General features: G+C 63.1%; 19 protein-coding genes. 9 read left to right on the forward strand and 10 right to left on the reverse strand.

Annotated elements, in window-relative coordinates; genetic code table 11:
- Nucleotides 1–33 precede the first annotated feature (33 nt).
- A complete protein-coding gene (locus KIH45_RS14800; protein ID WP_213176818.1) occupies nt 34–795 on the forward strand; it encodes a TSUP family transporter in 762 nt (253 codons plus the stop codon).
- Between the two features lie 9 nt (nt 796–804).
- Here KIH45_RS14800 and KIH45_RS14805 read toward each other — a convergent pair whose 3' ends face one another.
- The 8 genes from KIH45_RS14805 to KIH45_RS14840 all read right to left on the reverse strand — a co-directional run bounded on the left by KIH45_RS14805 (nt 805) and on the right by KIH45_RS14840 (nt 7,322).
- Nucleotides 805–1,740 carry a DUF481 domain-containing protein gene (locus tag KIH45_RS14805; RefSeq protein ID WP_213176819.1) on the reverse strand — a complete coding sequence of 312 codons (936 nt, stop codon included), beginning with the start codon at nt 1,738–1,740 and terminating at the stop codon, nt 805–807.
- Between the two features lie 19 nt (nt 1,741–1,759).
- The gene (locus tag KIH45_RS14810) at nt 1,760–2,533 is read right to left on the reverse strand and encodes an ABC transporter permease (RefSeq protein WP_213176820.1); all 774 of its coding nucleotides are present in this window, start codon (nt 2,531–2,533) and stop codon (nt 1,760–1,762) included.
- Nucleotides 2,530–3,513: an ABC transporter ATP-binding protein gene (locus KIH45_RS14815; protein ID WP_225899958.1), complete on the reverse strand. Its 984-nt coding sequence runs from the start codon at nt 3,511–3,513 to the stop codon at nt 2,530–2,532. The genes KIH45_RS14810 and KIH45_RS14815 overlap by 4 nt, the downstream gene beginning before the upstream one ends.
- 165 nt (nt 3,514–3,678) lie before the next feature.
- Nucleotides 3,679–4,707 carry a tRNA preQ1(34) S-adenosylmethionine ribosyltransferase-isomerase QueA gene (queA, locus tag KIH45_RS14820; protein WP_213176821.1) on the reverse strand — a complete coding sequence of 343 codons (1,029 nt, stop codon included), beginning with the start codon at nt 4,705–4,707 and terminating at the stop codon, nt 3,679–3,681.
- Between the two features lie 42 nt (nt 4,708–4,749).
- Nucleotides 4,750–5,493, reverse strand: a complete 744-nt coding sequence (locus KIH45_RS14825; protein ID WP_213176926.1) for a peptidylprolyl isomerase — start codon at nt 5,491–5,493, stop codon at nt 4,750–4,752.
- Between the two features lie 103 nt (nt 5,494–5,596).
- Entirely contained in the window at nt 5,597–6,109 is a 513-nt protein-coding gene (gene coaD / locus KIH45_RS14830; RefSeq protein ID WP_213176822.1) for a pantetheine-phosphate adenylyltransferase, read from the reverse strand.
- A 30-nt stretch (nt 6,110–6,139) separates the two neighbouring features.
- Nucleotides 6,140–7,066 (reverse strand): polyprenyl synthetase family protein, encoded by a 927-nt coding sequence (locus KIH45_RS14835; RefSeq protein WP_213176823.1) that lies wholly within the window; start codon nt 7,064–7,066, stop codon nt 6,140–6,142.
- Nucleotides 7,067–7,070: 4 nt separating this feature from the next.
- Nucleotides 7,071–7,322: an exodeoxyribonuclease VII small subunit gene (locus tag KIH45_RS14840; RefSeq protein ID WP_213176824.1), complete on the reverse strand. Its 252-nt coding sequence runs from the start codon at nt 7,320–7,322 to the stop codon at nt 7,071–7,073.
- A 110-nt stretch (nt 7,323–7,432) separates the two neighbouring features.
- On the opposite strand from KIH45_RS14840, the gene purL reads away from it, so the two are divergent.
- Both purL and KIH45_RS14850 read left to right on the forward strand, forming a co-directional pair.
- A complete protein-coding gene (purL, locus tag KIH45_RS14845) occupies nt 7,433–9,652 on the forward strand; it encodes a phosphoribosylformylglycinamidine synthase subunit PurL (protein ID WP_213176825.1) in 2,220 nt (739 codons plus the stop codon).
- A complete protein-coding gene (locus KIH45_RS14850) occupies nt 9,649–10,320 on the forward strand; it encodes a nitroreductase family protein (RefSeq protein WP_213176826.1) in 672 nt (223 codons plus the stop codon). Before purL ends, KIH45_RS14850 begins: the two co-directional genes overlap by 4 nt.
- On the opposite strand, the gene KIH45_RS14855 is transcribed toward KIH45_RS14850, so the two are convergent.
- Together KIH45_RS14855 and serB are read right to left on the reverse strand one after the other, a co-directional pair.
- Nucleotides 10,317–10,754 (reverse strand): PaaI family thioesterase, encoded by a 438-nt coding sequence (locus KIH45_RS14855; protein WP_213176827.1) that lies wholly within the window; start codon nt 10,752–10,754, stop codon nt 10,317–10,319. The genes KIH45_RS14850 and KIH45_RS14855 overlap by 4 nt on opposite strands.
- Nucleotides 10,755–10,757: 3 nt before the next feature.
- Entirely contained in the window at nt 10,758–11,639 is an 882-nt protein-coding gene (gene serB / locus KIH45_RS14860) for a phosphoserine phosphatase SerB (RefSeq protein ID WP_337925493.1), read from the reverse strand.
- Between serB and miaA the strand changes: the two genes are divergently transcribed.
- The 6 genes from miaA (at nt 11,632) to KIH45_RS14890 (ending at nt 18,484) form a co-directional block, all read left to right on the forward strand.
- Nucleotides 11,632–12,618, forward strand: coding sequence for a tRNA (adenosine(37)-N6)-dimethylallyltransferase MiaA (gene miaA, locus KIH45_RS14865; RefSeq protein ID WP_213176829.1), 987 nt, complete (start codon nt 11,632–11,634; stop codon nt 12,616–12,618). The two genes, serB and miaA, sit on opposite strands and share 8 nt — an antisense overlap.
- Nucleotides 12,619–12,759: 141 nt before the next feature.
- Entirely contained in the window at nt 12,760–14,469 is a 1,710-nt protein-coding gene (gene ilvB / locus KIH45_RS14870; RefSeq protein ID WP_237688785.1) for a biosynthetic-type acetolactate synthase large subunit, read from the forward strand.
- Nucleotides 14,469–14,984 carry an acetolactate synthase small subunit gene (ilvN, locus tag KIH45_RS14875; protein WP_213176831.1) on the forward strand — a complete coding sequence of 172 codons (516 nt, stop codon included), beginning with the start codon at nt 14,469–14,471 and terminating at the stop codon, nt 14,982–14,984. Before ilvB ends, ilvN begins: the two co-directional genes overlap by 1 nt.
- Before the next feature lie 108 nt (nt 14,985–15,092).
- Nucleotides 15,093–16,112 (forward strand): ketol-acid reductoisomerase, encoded by a 1,020-nt coding sequence (gene ilvC / locus KIH45_RS14880; RefSeq protein WP_213176832.1) that lies wholly within the window; start codon nt 15,093–15,095, stop codon nt 16,110–16,112.
- Between the two features lie 183 nt (nt 16,113–16,295).
- Nucleotides 16,296–16,946, forward strand: coding sequence for a YceI family protein (locus KIH45_RS14885; protein WP_213176833.1), 651 nt, complete (start codon nt 16,296–16,298; stop codon nt 16,944–16,946).
- A 104-nt stretch (nt 16,947–17,050) separates the two neighbouring features.
- Nucleotides 17,051–18,484 carry an amidohydrolase family protein gene (locus tag KIH45_RS14890; RefSeq protein WP_213176834.1) on the forward strand — a complete coding sequence of 478 codons (1,434 nt, stop codon included), beginning with the start codon at nt 17,051–17,053 and terminating at the stop codon, nt 18,482–18,484.
- Nucleotides 18,485–18,766 lie beyond the last annotated feature (282 nt).

Genomic DNA, 18,766 nt, shown 5'->3' on the forward strand with positions numbered 1-18,766 from the left:
TCCGCTCGTCGCAGGCTCCGCTATGGAGGGGGCATGGAAATCGAACCTTGGCTCCTCGTCGTCATGGCCCTCGTGGCGGTGTTCACCGGCTTTCTCGATTCGGTCGCTGGCGGCGGCGGGCTGGTCATGATGCCCTCGCTGCTTTTTGCCGGCCTGCCGCCTTCGCTGGCGCTGGGCACGAACAAGGTGCAGTCGCTGGCGGCAACGACAATGGCATTCCGCAATTACGCGCGAGCCGGACTTGTCGAGTGGCGCAAGGAAAAGTGGCTGGCGCTGATCGCTTTCGTCGGGGCGGTCGCCGGTTCGCTACTGGTGCAGCAGATTTCGACCCGCGTTCTGGAACTCGTCGTCCCGCTGCTGCTGATGGGTGTGGCGGCTTACGTCATCTTCTCACCGCGTATGGACGACACGAAATCGCACGAGGTGGTCACGCGCAAAGGCTATGCCCCGGTGGGCGGAGCGATCGGGTTCTATGACGGCTTCTTCGGCCCCGGTACCGGCGGTTTCTTCGCCGCGACGCTGGTGGGCCTTCGCGGAGAGGGCCTCACTGCGGCCACCGGCCATGCCAAGCTGTTCAACATGACCACCAACGTCGCCAGCGTGATCGTCTTCGCACTGGGCGGAAAAGTTATCTGGACGCTCGGCCTGTGCATGGCCATCGGGTCTATGACCGGATCGTGGATCGGGTCCAAGTTCGCGGTGAAGCACGGCGCGAAACTGATCCGGCCGTTGCTTGTCACGATCAGCGTGCTGCTGACCGCAAAGCTGCTCTACGGCTGGTTCTTCCCCGGCTGATCCGACGCGTTAGAAGTCGTAAATCAGCGTAATGCGCGACAGCGTGTCGGTCTTGGCCGAATCGTCGGGCGGGCTCGTGTCGTGGACGACGCGGTATGACAGCCGCGCCGAAAGCCCGCTGCCCATCGCGGCTTCAAGCCCGGTCAGGCTGGTGTAGGTATCATTCCCGCTCTGCACGAAGGCGCTGGCGTTCTGGGTAAACTTCAGCGTCGGTGCGAACTGCCAGCGGAAGTTCATCGCCGCCAATCCCGCGAAATAGCTTTCACGGCCGACGTCCGGCTCGACTTCCTCGATAACCTTGGTCGTGCGCCACGCCGGACCGGCCTTGATCTCCAGACCAAGATCTTCACGATCAAAGACGCGATGGCCCAAACCGCCCGAGACCGAATAACGCGACGAATAGCCCTGGATCCGGTCACGCTCTGCCTGGGCCAGGCCGAAAATGAAGCTGCTCTGCGCGATGTTGAAGTTAGGCTCGTACGCCAGCAGGAACCGTTCGCGCGTCGTGTCCCCGTCGCTGCGCTGATAGTCGGCCTGCGCAGTAACCTTGTGCCGCCAGTCGATGCCGATCCGCTCTACGCCGAGCGCGGCGGTGAGGCCCAGATCATCGCTGTTGCCGGTCGCCCGGATCGCGCCAAGTTCGCCCTTGCCTTCCCAGCGATCGAACAGGCTGGCGTGCCGGATCTCTTCCTTGGCCAGCAGCGCTTCACGCTCGGCCCGCTTCTCGACCAGGCCATCGAACGTTTGCTTGCGCTTGGCCAGCGCCTCGATCTCGTCGGGATAGGCAGCTTCTGCCGCTGCATAGACCGCGGCGACTTGAGCCGGGTCTTTCGTCGCTTCGGCTGCGGCGATCATCTTGAGCACGGGTTCGGGCAACTTTGCCTGCGCCGCGAGGGGCATGGCGAGGGCAATGGCGGCGGTCGAAAATGCGGCAGTCCGTTTCATGGACGAGGCCGCTAGCAAATCAGTCGCGCAATCGCCACCCAGTGCGGAAAATCCATGTGATTATGCCGATGCAAAGCGCGAGGAAGCCAGCGGTGGCCGCAAATGCGACGCCGATGGTAACGTCCGACTGCTCGAAAAACGTCCAGCGCAGGCCCGAGACGAGATAGACGATCGGGTTGAACAGCGCGACGGTGCGCCACGGTTCGGCCAGCATGTCGATCGAATAGAACGTACCGCCAAGGAACGTCAGCGGCGTCAGGACCAGCAGCGGCACCATCTGCAGCTTTTCAAACCCGTCGGCCCAGAGCCCGAGGATGAAGCCGAAGAGCGAGAACGAGGACGCCACCAGCACAATATAGACGAAAGCCAGGACCGGATGCGCGATCGTGTAGTCCACGAACAGCGTCGCCGTGGCGAGAATGATCGCCGCGATGATGAGCGACTTGGTCACTGCCGCACCGACAAATCCGACAAGCGTTTCGGCTACGCTGACAGGGGCGGACAGGAGTTCATAGATCGCACCTGTAAAGCGCGGCATGTAGATGCCGAAGCTTCCGTTTGATGTGCTTTCCGAAAGGAGCGTGAGCAGCAACAGGCCGGGCACGATGAACGCGCCATAGTTCACGCCGCCGATGTCGTTCATGCGCGAACCGATGGCTGCGCCGAAGACGATGAAATAGAGACATGTGGTAAGCACGGGTGAAATGATCGTGCCGAACACCGTGCGCCATGCCCGCGCGACTTCGCGCTTGTAGATGGCCCATGCGCTGACTGCGTTGAAACCTGCCGTCATGCCGCGATCTCCGGCCGGTCTTCGACAAGCTTAACGAAAATATCCTCAAGGCTGGATTCGCGCACGTCGATGGCGGAATAGCCGATGCCTTCGCGGGCGAGCTGCTGGGCGACTTCGGCGACGGCTTCCTTGCCGCCCCCTGCCCCGTCGCCGCCACGGAAGGTCAGCGCCATGCCGTCATCCGACAGCGCGAGCCCTTCTCGGGCGATGCTGGCCGGGATCGCCGTCATTGGCGCGTTGAGGGCAAAGTTTGCCTCGGTCCGGCCAAGACTGGTCATGATCGATGCCTTGTCGTCGACGAGAAGAATACGTCCGCTGTCGATCACGCCGACGCGATCGGCCATTTCCTCGGCCTCTTCGATGTAATGCGTGGTGAGGATGATCGTGACGCCCAGTTCGCGAAGGACGTCGATCTGCTTCCACATGTCACGGCGCAATTCGACGTCGACGCCCGCCGTCGGTTCATCAAGGAACAGCAAGTCGGGATCGTGCGCCAGCGCCTTGGCGATCAGCACGCGGCGTTTCATCCCGCCCGAAAGCATGCGAAGCTGGCTGTCACGCTTGTCCCACAGGCTGAGCGCGCGCAGCACTTCCTCGATCCGCTTGTCGTCGGCAGGCCTTCCGAACAGCCCGCGCGAGTAAGTGACCGAGTGGTGCACTGTCTCGAAAATGTCGACCGCCATTTCCTGCGGCACGAGCCCGATGCGCGCACGGATCTTCCGCCAGTCGTCTTTCAGGCCCATCCCGAAAGCCTCGATCGTCCCGCCGGTCGGGCGTACGAGACCGCAGACCGCGCCGATCAGCGTCGTCTTGCCCGCGCCGTTGGGGCCGAGCAGCGCGAATATCTCGCCCTTGCGGATTTCGAGATCGACATTGTCGAGCGCCTTGACGGGTGGAGCGGCGCCGCGCCCCGGGTAGGTCTTGTCGAGGCCGGTGATTTTCAGGATTGGATCGGTCACCGCGGCAATGTGTGCCTTCATTCGCGCGATGCAAGATGCGGAGAAAAAACGCGCGTTTGACAAAAATCAATGAAGCGCCGCGCTGCATGCGCGAAGAAGCCTTAGCACGTGCTTACCTGGCTCGTGTCTTCTCCAACAAACTTCAGCCCGCCGCTTCATTGTGGCGGGCTTTCTTTTTGGTGGCGATCAGGGGATCAGCAGCGATCCGTCGCCATAACTATAGAAGCGATAGTCGTTGGCGATCGCGTGGGCATAGACCGCCTGCATCTTCTCCAGCCCCATAAGCGCGCTGACCAGCATGAACAGCGTCGATTTCGGCAAGTGAAAGTTGGTCATCAGTCCGTCGATGGCCCGGAAGCGGTAGCCGGGGGTGATGAAGATCGAGGTATCGCCCTCGAACGGTCGGATCACGCCGTCCTCTCCCGTCGCGCTTTCGAGAAGGCGCAGGCTGGTCGTGCCGACCGAGATTACACGGCCACCGGCAGCGCGGGCGGCGTTGAGGCGGTCTGCGGTCGCGGTGTCGATCCGGCCCCACTCGGCATGCATGGCGTGGTCTTCGGTGTCGTTGGCCTTCACCGGCAGGAACGTGCCCGCGCCCACATGGAGCGTCAGCGTCTCGCGCGCGACGCCTGCGGCATCGAGCGCCGCGATCAGGTCGGGCGTGAAGTGCAGAGCGGCCGTGGGAGCGGCAACAGCACCGTCCTTGTCCGCGAACATCGTCTGGTAATCGCTGCGGTCGGCCTCGTCGGTGTCGCGCTTGCCCGCGATATAGGGCGGCAGCGGCATACGGCCTGCGCGTTCCAGCAGGACTTCGACCGGCTCCTCACCCTCGAACGCCAGCACGAAACTGCCGTCGGGCAGGCGTTCTTCGGCAATCGCGGTAACATCGGCGGGAAATTCGATCCGGTCACCTTTGCGCAGGCGTTTCGCGTTGCGGACGAAGGCCTGCCAGCGGCGCAAGTCGATCCGCTTATGCAGCGTCGCGCCGATCCGCGCCTCGCCGCGCCGTCCCTCGAGCTGGGCCGGAATGACGCGGGTGTCGTTGAAGACGAGCACGTCGCCCTTGCGCAGAACATCGGGCAGTTCGCGCACGATGCGGTCGGCGAAAGGAGCCCCGTCTTCCACAACCAGCAGTTTGGCCGCGTCACGCGGGCGCGCCGGACGCAGGGCTATGCGTTCGGTCGGGAGGTCGAAGTCAAAAAGGTCAACGCGCATGGTTTCGCGCGCCTAGCCGTTGAGGCGCGCGAAGGGAACCGCTCAGTTGCCCGCGTCTTCCGAAGCGGGAGCCGCACTGAGCGGGGCGTTCAGCATGTCGCTGGTGATCGCGCCCTGCATCGGCGTGGTCGACGGCGGAGCGAGGTTCTGGCTGGCTAGTGAGGCCTGCAGGATCTTCGTCGGGTTTGCCGGCGGCTGACCTCGCGAGATGCCGTCCACATACTGCATGCCGGCGATGACGCGGCCGAAGTTGGTGTACTTCATGTCGAGCTGCATCGTGGGGTAAAACACGATGAAGAACTGGCTATTGGCCGAATCCTCGTTCGAGCCTTCACGCGCGGCCGCAACAGTGCCGCGAAGGTGCGGGACGCGGTTGAATTCTTCCTTCAGGTCGGGAAGCTCGGAACCGCCGCGACCGGTGCCCGTAGGGTCGCCCGTTTGCGCCATGAAGCCTTCAATCACACGGTGAAAAATGATGCCGTTGTAAAAGCCCTGACGGGTCAGCGTCTTGATCCGGTCGACGTGGTTCGGTGCCCATTCCGGCTTCAAACGGATGGCGACGCGGCCGCCGTTCGACAGGTCGAGCAGCAGGATGTTGTCGGGATCGGTCTGCAGCGAGGGATCGACGCGCCAGTAGGTCGTCGGATCGATCGGAGCCGGGGTCGCCGCCTCGGTCGTCTCTGCCTCTGCGGCAGGAGCGTCCTGGGCCATGACGGGTGCGGCGATTGCAGAAAGGCCGAGCGCGGCGGAAAGAACTGCGGCGCGGGCGGTAAGGCGGAACTTCATGTCGTTCTGGTGATCCCGAAATTTCACTCGGCCTGCCGCTTAGCGGGCCGTGGCTGACGTTTCAATGAATGGCTGGAATGGTTCCACCGTGGGGCAATTCCCCTCAGTAGTCGCCCTTGCGCCCCTCACGCTCCACCCTGGCGATGACTTCCTCGCAGACGTCCTTGCTGACGAAGCGCGAAATCTCGCCTCCGAACTGGGCGATTTCCTTGACCAGCTTGGAAGCGATGGGCTGAAGCGAGACGTCGGCCATGAGGAACACGGTCTCGATGCCCGGGTCGAGCTGCTGGTTCATGCCCGCCATCTGGTATTCGTATTCGAAGTCGGCCACGGCGCGCAGGCCGCGCACGATGACGGTCGCCCCCATCTTTTGCGCGAACTTGATCAGCAGTGCGTTGAAGCCCACGACACGGACATTGTCGAGGCCGAGGTCGCGGACCTCGCGCTCCACCATCTCCATGCGTTCTTCGGGGGTGAACATCGGGTTCTTCGACGGGTTCGTCGTGACGCCGATGATCAGTTCGTCGACCAGCTTGGACCCGCGACGGATGATGTCGCGGTGGCCCAGGGTGATGGGGTCGAATGTCCCCGGATAGATTCCGATACGCTTGCTCATGCCCCTCCCCGTCCGGTCCCTATGCGGACCTCAGCGGTCCCGTTCGACTATGTATCTTGCAATGGCGCGAAGCACTTCGGCCTCTTCGCCATAGGACGACAGGTGCCCGATTGCCTGCCGCACCAGCATTTCCGCCTGTTCGCGCGCGCGCTCTGCGCCCAGCAGCGAGACGAAAGTCGCCTTGCCCGCATCGGCGTCCTTGCGCAGCGCCTTGCCGGCGAGTTCTTCGTCGCCTTCGTGGTCGAGCAGATCGTCCGCGATCTGGAAGGCAAGCCCGATGTCGCGCGCATAGCTCTTCAGATGCGCGCGCCCTTCGGGAGGTACGCGCCCAAGGATCGCGCCCATCTCGACCGATGCGCTCAACAGCGCGCCGGTCTTCAACTGCTGAAGACGGGTCACGGTATGGAGGTCGAAGCCTTCGTCCCCCTCGCCCGCTTCCTCGGCGACGATGTCCATCATCTGGCCGCCTGCCATGCCGTCCATGCCGCTGCCCTTGGCAAGACAGGCAACCAGCTCGCTGCGAACGAAAGGATCGCTGGTGACTTGAGGACTGACGAGAATGTCGAAAGCCAGTGCGTGCAGCGCGTCGCCAGCAAGAACCGCCGTCGCCTCGTCGTATTCGAGGTGCACCGTAGGCTGGCCGTGACGCATGGCATCGTCGTCCATGCAGGGCAGGTCGTCGTGGATCAGCGAATAGACGTGGATCGATTCCACCGCGCACCCGGTCCGCACCGCGGCCTCGCGGTTCACGCCGTACATCTGCGCCGTCGCGGTCAGCAGCAGCGGCCGCAGCCGCTTGCCGCCGCCGATCGCGGCATAGCGCATCGCCTCGAACAGGCGGGCGCGGGCATCTTCGGGCACCGGCAGCAGGACATCGAAGTGGCGGTCCACCTCTTCGCGGATCGAGGCCAGCGCCTCGCCCAGCACGTCGGGTCCGACCACGCCTTCGATAGCCATGTCCTCAGGCACCTTCGTCAAAGGGGCGCGTGCCTTGCGGCGCGCCGTCGGGACCGGCGACGATCTTCTCGATCCGCGCCTGCGCCGCATCGAGGCGGGCCTGGCAATGTGCGCGAAGCTTTTCGCCGCGTTCATAGAGCGAGATCGATTCGTCGAGAGCAACTTCTCCGCTTTCCAGCCTGCGCACCACGTCTTCGAGCGCTTTCAGGGCCTGTTCGTAAGTCAGGGCGGAGATATCTTGAGGGGCCTCATCCATGGGCGACAGCAATGGCGGGGCGCGTTGGTGTGGTCAAGCACCGACAAAGAACTGGCAACCATCATTTAAGGGCTGGCATGGGCGCGCGCCGGTGGTTAAGGGCCCGAGGCATGAGCGAGATCACTCCTGACGTCGTCGAGGCGCACGGCCTCTCCCCCGAAGAGTACGAGCGCGTCCTGAATGCGCTTGGCCGCGAGCCGAACCTTGTCGAACTGGGCATCTTCTCGGTCATGTGGTCCGAGCACTGTTCGTACAAGTCCTCGCGCTTCCACCTGAAGAAGCTGCCGACCGAGGCTCCCTGGGTGATCTGCGGTCCGGGCGAGAACGCGGGCGTCATCGACATCGGTGACGGTCAGGCCGCGATCTTCAAGATGGAGAGCCACAACCACCCTTCCTACATCGAACCCTATCAGGGCGCGGCGACGGGCGTTGGCGGCATCCTTCGCGACGTTTTTACCATGGGCGCGCGTCCGGTGGCGAACATGAATGCGCTGCGTTTCGGTCGTCCGGACCATCCCAAGATGAAGCATCTCGTGAAGGGCGTGGTCGAAGGCATCGGCGGATACGGCAACTGCGTCGGCGTGCCCACCGTTGGCGGCGAGACGAACTTCCACAAGGCTTATGACGGCAACATCCTCGTCAACGCGATGACCGTCGGTGTCGCGGACGCGGACAAGATCTTCTATTCGGCCGCGACGGGCGTGGGTAACCCCATCGTCTATGTCGGCTCGAAGACGGGCCGCGACGGCATCCACGGCGCAACGATGGCCAGCGCCGATTTCGGCGACGACATCGAGGAAAAGCGCCCGACCGTGCAGGTCGGCGATCCCTTCGTCGAAAAGCTGCTGATCGAGGCCTGTCTCGAACTCATGTCGACCGATGCGATCGTCGCGATCCAGGACATAGGCGCGGCGGGTCTCACCTCCTCGTCGGTCGAGATGGCGACCAACGGCAAGGCCGGCATCCGGCTCGACATGGACAAGGTGCCCTGCCGCGAAGAGGCTATGACGCCCTATGAGATGATGCTGAGCGAGAGCCAGGAGCGTATGCTCATGGTGCTGAAGCCCGGCAAGGAAGCCATGGCCGAGGCGATCTTCCGGAAGTGGGAACTGGACTTCGCGGTCATCGGTGAGGTTACCGATACGCAGCACATGGTGCTCGAATTCGGCGGCGAAGTCGTTTGCGACATTCCGCTGGGTCCGCTGGCTGCAGACGCGCCGGAATACGAACGCCCCTATATCGGCCGCGAGGAATATGCCGCGTGGGCGGGCACGACCCCGCTGGGCGAGGTGCCGGAAAGCACCGACGTCGCAGGCGACCTGAAGACGCTGCTGGCAACGCCCGACCTCGCGTCGCGCAAGTGGATCTGGGAACAGTACGATTCGCAGGTCGGCGCCGACACGATGCAGAAATCGGGCGGCGACGCTGCGGTCGTGCGCGTGCACGGCACGAAAAAGGCGCTGGCGATCAGCACCGACTGCACCCCGCGCTATTGCTATGCCGACCCCTACGAAGGCGGCAAGCAGGCGATTGCCGAGGCTTATCGCAACATTTCCGCCGTCGGCGCGACGCCGCTGGCGGTGACCAATTGCCTCAACTTCGGCAACCCGCAGCGGCCCGAAATCATGGCCCAGTTCGTAGGCTGCCTGCAGGGCATGGGCGATGCCTGCCGGACGCTCGACTTCCCGATCGTGTCGGGCAACGTCAGCCTCTATAACGAGAGCAAGGCAACCGGCGGCGGTTCGGCCATCCTGCCCACGCCCGCCATTGGCGGCGTCGGCCTGATGCAGGACCACGAGATCATGGCCACGATCGGCTTCAAGGCCGCGGGCCAGCAGATCGTCGTCATCGGCGGTGAATCCGGCCACCTGGGCCAGTCGCTCTACTTGCGCGAACTGCATGGCCGCGAAGAAGGTCCGCCCCCGCCGGTGGGTCTGGAGCTTGCCAAGCGCGCTGGCGAAACCGTTCGCAAGCTGATTGCCGATGGCGTGGCCACCGCGGTTCACGACTGTTCGGACGGCGGCCTTGCGGTCGCTCTTGCCGAAATGGCGATGGCAAGCGGCCTCGGCTGCGCGGTCGCCATGCCTGAAGGCCGGTCCAGCGCCGCTGCCTTCTGGTTCGGCGAGGACCAGTCGCGCTATGTCGTGACCGCCGCCGAAGCAGAGCCGATCCTCGAAGCTGCCGAAGCCGCCGGCCTTGCCGCCGTCGCGCTGGGCGATGTCGAGGGTGACGAAGTGATCTTCCGCTCGGTCGCAGGCGAAAGCCGTGTTCCGGTCGCCGACCTGAAGGCTGCGCACCTGTCCTTCTTCGAAGAGTGGATGGAATCGTGAGCGAGGACCGGCAGCCCTTCCCCGCGCTGCCGGACCTGAGCGACGAGGAGCGCATCGAGAAGGCGCGTGCGGCCTACGAACGGTTGCGCACGCGCCATTCGTGCCGCGCTTTCGCCGATACGCACGTCCCGCGCGAAGTCATCGAGATGGCGATCGCTGCTGCCGGCACCGCACCTTCGGGCGCGAACCATCAGCCGTGGCATTTCGCCGTCGTCAGCTCGCCCAAAGCCAAGCGCGCCATTCGCGAAGCGGCCGAGGCGGAGGAACAGGCATTCTACGCGGGTCGAGCAGGCGATGAATGGCTCGATGCCCTGGCCCCGCTCCATACCGATCAGAACAAGCCTTACCTCGAAACGGCGCCCTATCTGATCGTGGTCTTCGCGCAGCGTCGCGGCGGGATCGACGACGATCACGTAACGCAAAACTACTACGTCACCGAAAGCGTCGGGATTGCCTGCGGAATGCTGCTTTCGACGCTGCACGAAGCGGGGCTGGCCACGCTGACCCACACCCCTGCGCCGATGCACTTCCTGCGCGAGATCTGCCAGCGTCCGAAGGAAGAGAAGGCGATGATGATCGTGGTCGTTGGCCACCCTGCCGCCGACGCAACTGTGCCCGATCACGCGACGATCAAAAAACCGCTCTCGCAGATTACAAGCTGGATCTAGTCCGCCACCGGCCTCGCAGGGACCATCTGGAAGACCCCGCTGCAGCGCAAAAGCGCAGGACCATCCGGCCCGTCACGCCTGACAATGCAGTTGAGGAATTTCGTGGTCCTGCCCGACCTCAGGATTTCGACATTGGCTTCGATCCAGTCACCAACACGCGCAGGAGCGAGGAAATCGCTGCTCATCGACATGGTTACGGTTACCATGCCGGGCTCACGCCCTTTCAGCGCAGCAAGCGTCATCGCGGTGTCGGCAAAGGTCAGCATCATTCCGCCGTGCATCATGGCGCCGGCATTGCGATGCCGTTCTTCAACCCGCATTCCGATGACGCGCTGCCCTTCCCGCTCCCCGATAAACATGGTGCCGACCAGTTCGTGAAATGGCCCGAACGGACGCATTTCGGTGAAACCTGTCGGGGCGGGATTTGAACTCACGGCTTATTCGACCCAGTCGCTCTGCGGCACGCCAAGAAGCTTGAGCAGATCGGTCAGGTCACCCCGCTCGATCCAGCCGTTGGCCGCAGACTTCGCCTTGGGCTTGGCGTAATAGGCCACACCGTAATCCGCTGCCTCGATCATCGGAATGTCGTTGGCACCATCACCCGTCGCAAGGCTGATGGCGCCGCTGCCCAAGCGCCCCAATTCCTCGTTCAGCGTGGCGAGTTTTGTCCCGCTATCGACGATCTCTGCCGCCAGCTTGCCAGTCAATTTGCCGCCGTCGACGCCGAGCACGTTGCCCACGACGCGTTCAAAGCCAAGCATGTCGGCCACGGGATCGGCAAAGGAATGGAAACCACCCGTCACCAGCACGGTGCGGCAACCACGTGATTTCAAAGTCTCGACCAGCACGCGCGCGCCCGACATCGGACGGATGCGTTCGTCAAGACAACGGGTTATCGCGCTTTCCTCAAGCCCTTCGAGAAGTCCAACCCGCTCGGTCAGTGCGCTGGCAAAGTCGAGTTCGCCCTGCATCGCGCGTTCGGTGATCTCGGCGATCTGGTCCTTGATACCGGCATAGTCGGCCAGTTCGTCGATGCATTCCTGCCCGATCATGGTCGAATCCATGTCCGACACGAACAGCTGCGGCACCGTGATCTCGCGGTCGGACATCAAGAGGTCGCAGGGCCCGAAAGCCTCGTCCAGGATCGCACGTACTTCGCCCGGATTGCCGTCGGCCATCGCGATTTCCAGCACGTCGCCGCAGAAATCGAGCATCTGCGCCCCCGCAATGGTCCAGCCCTTTTTGGCCAGCGCCTTGCCCGCCTTGTCGAGCGCGGTTTCCAAGATGGCCGGTTCTGCTATCAGCCGGGCAATGAGCACGGACGCTATCTCCTTCGATTCCGGCCGCTCCAACAATGGCGAGAAGCCTCGGGTCGCGCTCATTGCAGGGCCGACCGCCAGCGGCAAGAGCGATCTCGCTGTCGACCTTGCGCTCGCGGCGGAAAAGGCCGGTCTGCCTGCCACCGTGATCAATGCCGACAGCGCGCAAGTCTATGCCGACCTTCGCGTTCTTTCGGCCCGCCCGAGCGAAGAGGAAATGCGCGGCGTGCGCCATGTCCTGTTCGGCGCATGGGACGGAGCTGACCCGTGCTCCGCCGCAGACTGGGCAGCGCGGGCGAAGCAGGAGATCGCCAAGGCGCATTCCGAAGATCGTATGCCGATCCTCGTCGGAGGCACAGGCCTCTATTTACGCACCCTGATCGACGGCATTGCCCCGATCCCCGCGATCGACCCCGCCATCCGCGAGGAAATCCGCTCACTCGACGTGGCCGACGCGCACGCAGCTCTCACCTCCGAAGACCCAGAGGCTGCGGCACGCCTGAACCCCGCCGACACAACCCGCGTCGCACGCGCGCTCGAAGTGGTGCGCAGTACGGGACACCCCATGGCCTATTGGCAGCAGCGTTTGGAAGGCGGGATTGGCGACCGCATCGAACTCACCGCCGCGATCCTGATCCCCGAGCGCGAGACGCTTTATGAAAAGTGCGACCGGCGCTTCGACCTGATGCTCGAACTGGGCGCCGTCGAGGAAGTCCGCGCCCTGCTGGCCCGCGATTTAGACCCGGACCTGCCCGTCATGCGCGCCATTGGCGTGCCCGAAATCGCAGGCCTGCTGAATGGATCTTACGACGAGCAGGAGGCCGCAAACCGCGGGGCGCAGGCGACTCGTCGCTATGCCAAGCGGCAATATACCTGGTTCCGCCACCAGCCACCCGAAGGCTGGACCCGCTTTTATGCTAAAAATTTCACCAGAGATGATATAATAGCAACTTTGTTACGTGATTTGCGGTTGACATGATATTCTGTGTCGCTTAGTTCGCCCCTGAATTTGGGTTGGGAGAGAGAGGCTCGAGTGCACGTCACTCGGGCCCATTTTCTTGACCGACCCCTTTGTTGACGGAGACGAACAGTGACCGAGCGCAGCGGCGCCGACATCTTGATGGACACCCTTGTCGAACAGGGAGTCGAAGTAGTCTTCGGCTACCCCGGCGGCGCCGTGCTTCCCATCTATGATGCGCTGTTCAACGACAATCGCATCCGCCACATCCTCGTGCGGCACGAAGCTGGCGCGGCACATGCTGCCGAAGGTTACGCACGTTCGACCGGCAAGCCCGGCGTTGTTCTTGTCACCTCGGGCCCCGGCGCGACCAATGCGGTCACCGGCATTGCGGATGCCTTCATGGACTCGATCCCGATGGTCGTCCTGACCGGACAGGTCGCAACCGCGATGATCGGCACCGACGCTTTCCAGGAAGCGGACACGGTCGGCATCACGCGCCACTGCACGAAGCATAACTACCTCGTGAAGGACCCGGCAGACCTTGCCGCGACGATCAACGAGGCATTCAAGATCGCCACGACCGGCCGCCCCGGCCCTGTCGTTATCGACATTCCGAAGGACGTTCAGGTCGCCAGCGCGCCTGCCAACCAGACGGAACCGCGCTCGCGCTTCAACCCGCCGACGACCGGCGCGCCCGAAGCCATCGCCCAAGCCGTTGCCATGCTGGCCGCGGCCGAGGCTCCGGTTCTTTATACCGGCGGCGGCATCATCAATTCCGGGCCCGAGGCTTCGGAACTGCTGCGCGAGCTTCAGGACCTGTGCGGTGCGCCGCTGACCAGCACGCTGATGGGCCTTGGCGCCTTTCCCGCGCAGAACAAGGCGTGGCTGGGCATGCTGGGCATGCACGGCACGTACGAAGCCAACATGGCGATGAACCGTGCCGATCTCATCATCAGCGTCGGCGCGCGCTTCGATGACCGTGTCACCGGCCGGATCGAGGATTTCGCCCCGAACGCGAAGAAGATCCATATCGACATCGACCGTTCGTCGATCAACAAAACGGTTCAGGTCGACCTGCCGATCATCGGCGACTGCACGCTCGTCCTGCGGCAGATGATTGACGAGTGGAAATCGAGCGACGCTTCGGCCCAGAACCTGTCGGAATGGTACGCCCGTATCGACGGCTGGCGCGCGCGCAACTCGCTCGCCTATCCGCAGTCCGAAGAAGAGATCATGCCGCAGCTGGCGATCGAGCGCCTGTTCGAGCTGACCAAGCAGTACGATCCGATCATCACGACCGAAGTCGGCCAGCACCAGATGTGGGCGGCCCAGCACTTCCACTTCTTCGCGCCGAACAAGTGGCTGACGAGCGGCGGTCTCGGCACGATGGGTTACGGCCTTCCCGCCGCGATCGGTGCGCAGTTGGGCAATCCCGAGGCGCTGGTCATCGACGTTGCGGGCGAAGCCTCGATCCAGATGAACATCCAGGAACTCGGCACGGCGAGCCAGTATCGCCTGCCGGTCAAGGTCTTCATCCTGAACAACGAATACATGGGCATGGTCCGCCAGTGGCAGGAACTGACCTATGAATCGCGGTATTCGAACTCCTATTCGGACTCGCTGCCCGATTTCGTGAAGCTAGCCGAGGCCTATGGCTGGAAGGGCATCGTGATCGAAAATCTCGACGATCTGGACGCCGGCATTCAGGCCATGATCGATCATGACGGTCCGGTCATCGTCGACTGCCGCGTTGCCAAGCTGGCGAACTGCCTGCCGATGTTCCGGTCGGGTGCGCCGCATACCGAAATGATCATGTACGGCGACGACACGCAGCGCGAAGTCACTGCCGAAGCGAAGGCGTCCGTCTGATGAAGATCCAGCATCGTGAGCAGGAACGCCACGTCCTTGCCATCACCGTCGACAATGAAAGCGGCATCCTCGCCAAGATCGCGGGCCTTTTCACCGCGCGCGGCTACAACATCGATTCGCTGACGGTTGCCGACATTTCGGAAAACCATAACGTCAGCCGGATCACGATCGTGACCCACGGTCCGCCCGCAGTGATCGACCAGATCCATGCGCAGCTCGAACGGCTGGTGCCGGTTCACAAGGTCTCGGACCTTACCGAACTGGGCCCGCACGTCGAACGCGAACTCGCGCTCGTGAAAGTTGCCGGCAAGGGCGACAACCGGGTCGAGGCGCTGCGCCTTGCCGACGTTTATCGCGCCAAGGTGGTGGATTCCACGACCGAGAGTTTCATCTTCGAAATCACCGGCGCCCCTGAGAAGATCGACAGTTTCGTTGCCCTGATGCGCGAACTAGGTCTGGTCGAAGTAGGCCGCACCGGCATCGTGGGCATGATGCGCGGCGTGAACGGGGCCTGATTTCGTTCCAAACGATACATTTGAAGCAACCATCCAACACAGCTATGCGCCGCTGCGTAATCCGGCGGCCAAGCCATACCAGCAGGCCAAGAGCCAAGGGGAATTGAAGTGAAAGTCTATTACGACGCCGACTGCGACCTGAACCTGGTCAAGGACAAGAAGATCGCCATCGTCGGCTATGGTTCGCAGGGTCACGCCCACGCCCAGAACCTGCGCGATTCCGGCGTGTCGGAAGTCGCCATCGCTCTTCGCGAAGGTTCGGCCACTCGCAAGAAGGCCGAAGGCGCAGGCTTCAAGGTCATGACCAACTCGGAAGCTGCCGAGTGGGCCGACCTCATCATGATCCTCGCCCCCGACGAACACCAGGCCGCGATCTACAACGACGACATCGCCGGCAAGATGAAGCCGGGTTCGGCCCTTGCCTTCGCGCACGGCCTCAACGTCCACTTCGGCCTGATCGAGGCTCCGAAGGACATCGACGTCATCATGATCGCGCCGAAGGGCCCGGGCCACACCGTGCGCAGCGAATACCAGCGTGGTGGCGGCGTGCCCTGCCTGATCGCGGTCGAAAACGACGCCAGCGGCAACGCACATGACGTCGCCCTTGCTTATGCCAGCGCCGTTGGCGGTGGCCGTTCGGGCATCATCGAAACCAACTTCCGCGAGGAATGCGAAACCGACCTGTTCGGTGAGCAGGCCGTGCTTTGCGGCGGCGCGACCGCGCTGGTCCAGGCCGGATTCGAAACGCTGGTCGAAGCCGGTTACGCCCCGGAAATGGCCTATTTCGAATGCCTCCACGAACTGAAGCTGATCGTCGACCTGATGTATGAAGGCGGCATCGCCAACATGCGCTACTCGATCTCGAACACCGCCGAATACGGCGACATCAAGACCGGCCCGCGCATCATCACCGACGAAACCAAGAAGGAAATGAAGCGCGTTCTGGAAGACATCCAGTCGGGCCGCTTCGTGAAGGACTTCGTCCTCGACAACCGCGCCGGCCAGCCTGAACTGAAGGCTTCGCGCAAGGCGGCCCAGCGCCACCAGATCGAGGAAACCGGCGCCAAGCTTCGTGCGATGATGCCGTGGATCGGTGCGAACGCGCTGGTCGACAAGGAAAAGAACTGATCCTTTCGCGCTTCGGCGCGGATTGACGGACAGAACGGCCCGCCGGATCACTGTGATCCGGCGGGTCTTTTCGTTGATACACGCAAATTTTTCGGGCGGTTACACCGTTGTACCTAATTGAAGGCGAGCGATGGCTCGCCCAATTTCCCTTTCGGGAGTGCAAACTCAACAAAGGGAAACCCGATGAAGCGACTGACCACTACTGCAATTCTCGCTGCCGCCGGCCTCGCCGTGGCTGCCCCCGTCCTTGCCGACAACCACGAAGAAGCCAGCCTGCCCGGCGTCGTCGACGTCTCGCGCGTGACCGCTGGCACGTACGCGACCGACCCCAGCCACACGCTCGTCGGCTGGCGCGTGAACCACTTTGGCTTCAACGACTACTTCGGTATTTTCGGCGATGTGACCGGCACTCTGGACCTCGATCCGGCCGATCCCGCTGCCGCGCAGCTTGACGTCACGATCCCGATCGCGTCGGTTGCGCTGGCTTCGGAAGGCCTGAAGGAACACCTCCTGCGCCCCGGTTCGGATGGTGCGGCACCCGACTTCTTCGGCCCGGAACCGGCCCCTGCCCGCTTCGTCTCGACTTCCGTCACGCCGACTGGCGATACGACCGCACAGATCGTCGGCGATCTCACCATGAATGGCGTGACCGCTCCCGTGATGATCAGTGCCAAGTTCACTGGCGCGGGCGCAAACCCGATGAGCCAGGCCGAAACCGTCGGCTTCGAAGGCCGCGCGATGCTGAAGCGCAGCACGTTCGGCATCACGACTTTTGCTCCGATGGTGTCTGACGAGGTCGAACTCGACATCACGATCGCTTTCGAAAAGCAGTAATGTCCCCCGGTCCGGCGCGTTCCCCCGTCGCGCCGGACCACCCCCTTCGCAAATGCCGCCCCTTGCGTTAGGCCTGCGATCGGGTCGGCAAGTTGGGGGCAATCATGAAATTTCGGATCACGGGTCCGCTATTCGCGGGGCTTACGCTGATAGCTGCTGCACCGGTTGCGGCAGAGCCTGTCCTGCTTCGAAATGTGCAGGTCCTCGATCTGAACGCGTCAGAGCCGTCGCCTGTCGCCGGACAATCCATCCTCATCGATCGAGGCACGATCGTTTCGGTCGGTGCGATGGACGAGACTGCGGCCCCCACAGATGCCCGCGTGATCGACGGCGAAAGCCGCGTAGTGATGCCCGGCCTTTACGACATGCACGTGCATATCTGGGACGAGGCGGAACTGGCCGCCAATCTCGCGCACGGGGTAACGACCGTGCGCAATGCCTCGGGCATGCCGTTCCATCTGCGTCTTATCGAACGGATCGAGAGCGGAGAACTTGCCGGACCGCGCCTGATCACGACGGGCCCGATCCTCAACAGCCACGGCCCGAACGGCCAGATCATCCATCAATACGTCGACACCGAAGCCGAAGCCCGCGAAGCCGTGCGCGGCCAGCACGCAGCCGGATTTCGCCGGATCAAGGTCTACTCGAACCTCACGCCGGAGGCCTGGCACGGTATCAAGGCCGAGGCCGATATGCTTGGCATGACGATCATGGGCCACACGCCCGAAGGCCGCCGCACGGCAGGGATGCCTTACGAGAAGGCGTTCGATATTGCATTCGAAGAGATGCTCGATGAGGGTTTCGTGACCCTCGAACATACCGAAAGCATCGTCTGGCATGGTCTTCGCGACGGACGCGATCCTTATGCGGCAAAGGCGCTCGCGGAAAAGATCGCCGTGGCAAGCGTTGCGGTCGATCCCACGCTGGTCGCGTTCTACAACCTGCTGCGCACGGCAGAGACCAAAGGCGAATATGTCTCGCGCCCCGGCACCGAGTGGCTCAATCCCATGCTCGTCACGCAGGAGCAGGAGAACTACGACCGCTGGACAAACGAAAACGTCGCCCGCGCGCGCGAGGCGTTCGAGTTCTACAAGCTGATGACCAAGGCCATGCACGATGCCGGAGTGACGCTGGTCGCCGGAAGCGATGCGGGCATTTATGCAAACCCGGCGGGGCTCTCGCTGATCGACGAGTTGAACTTGCTGGCCGAGGCTGGACTGTCTCCGCTTGAAGTCTTGAAAACCGCCACGGTCAACGCAGCCAACGTTCTTAAGGAGGCTGAAACGCATGCTTGCATTGCCGCAGGTTGTGCCGCCGACCTGCTCCTGCTCGACGCTGATCCTGCGCAGTCGCTCGCAACGCTCTCGGATCCCGCGCTGGTCATCGCGCAGGGCAAAGTCCACGACCGCAAAGCGCTGGCCGATCTTAAGGTCCTTGCTGCAAAGGCCGATCTCGCCCGCACGCAGACCAACGTGATCGAGGGTTTGCAGGCGCAAGGGGCTGACGTAACGCCGCTGCTCCAAGGCGCGGGCGGCTGACCCTCGGCCCCCGTGTCACGTCGTAATCGAATTCTTCAGGTTTCAAACGTTACTATCTGGCAGAAATCCGCCAGATTCGGGTCTGGACAAAGAGGAATCGAGCGACCATAGCCGCTTTCGAAATGACAGCGATTTACGCCCCTACGGCCCTAGGCCTGCTGCTTCGACTTACTCGCCCTCGGGCGTGACCCTTGCGCTGTCCGCTGGCGGCGCACCTGTCGCCCGGGGGATCGAAAGCCACCTTACCCAGTCGAATTAGCCAAGAAGTTCCTGTCATGACCC

It is taken from the genome of Croceicoccus gelatinilyticus (assembly GCF_018398395.1).
GTDB classification, from domain to species: Bacteria; Pseudomonadota; Alphaproteobacteria; order Sphingomonadales; family Sphingomonadaceae; genus Croceicoccus; species Croceicoccus gelatinilyticus.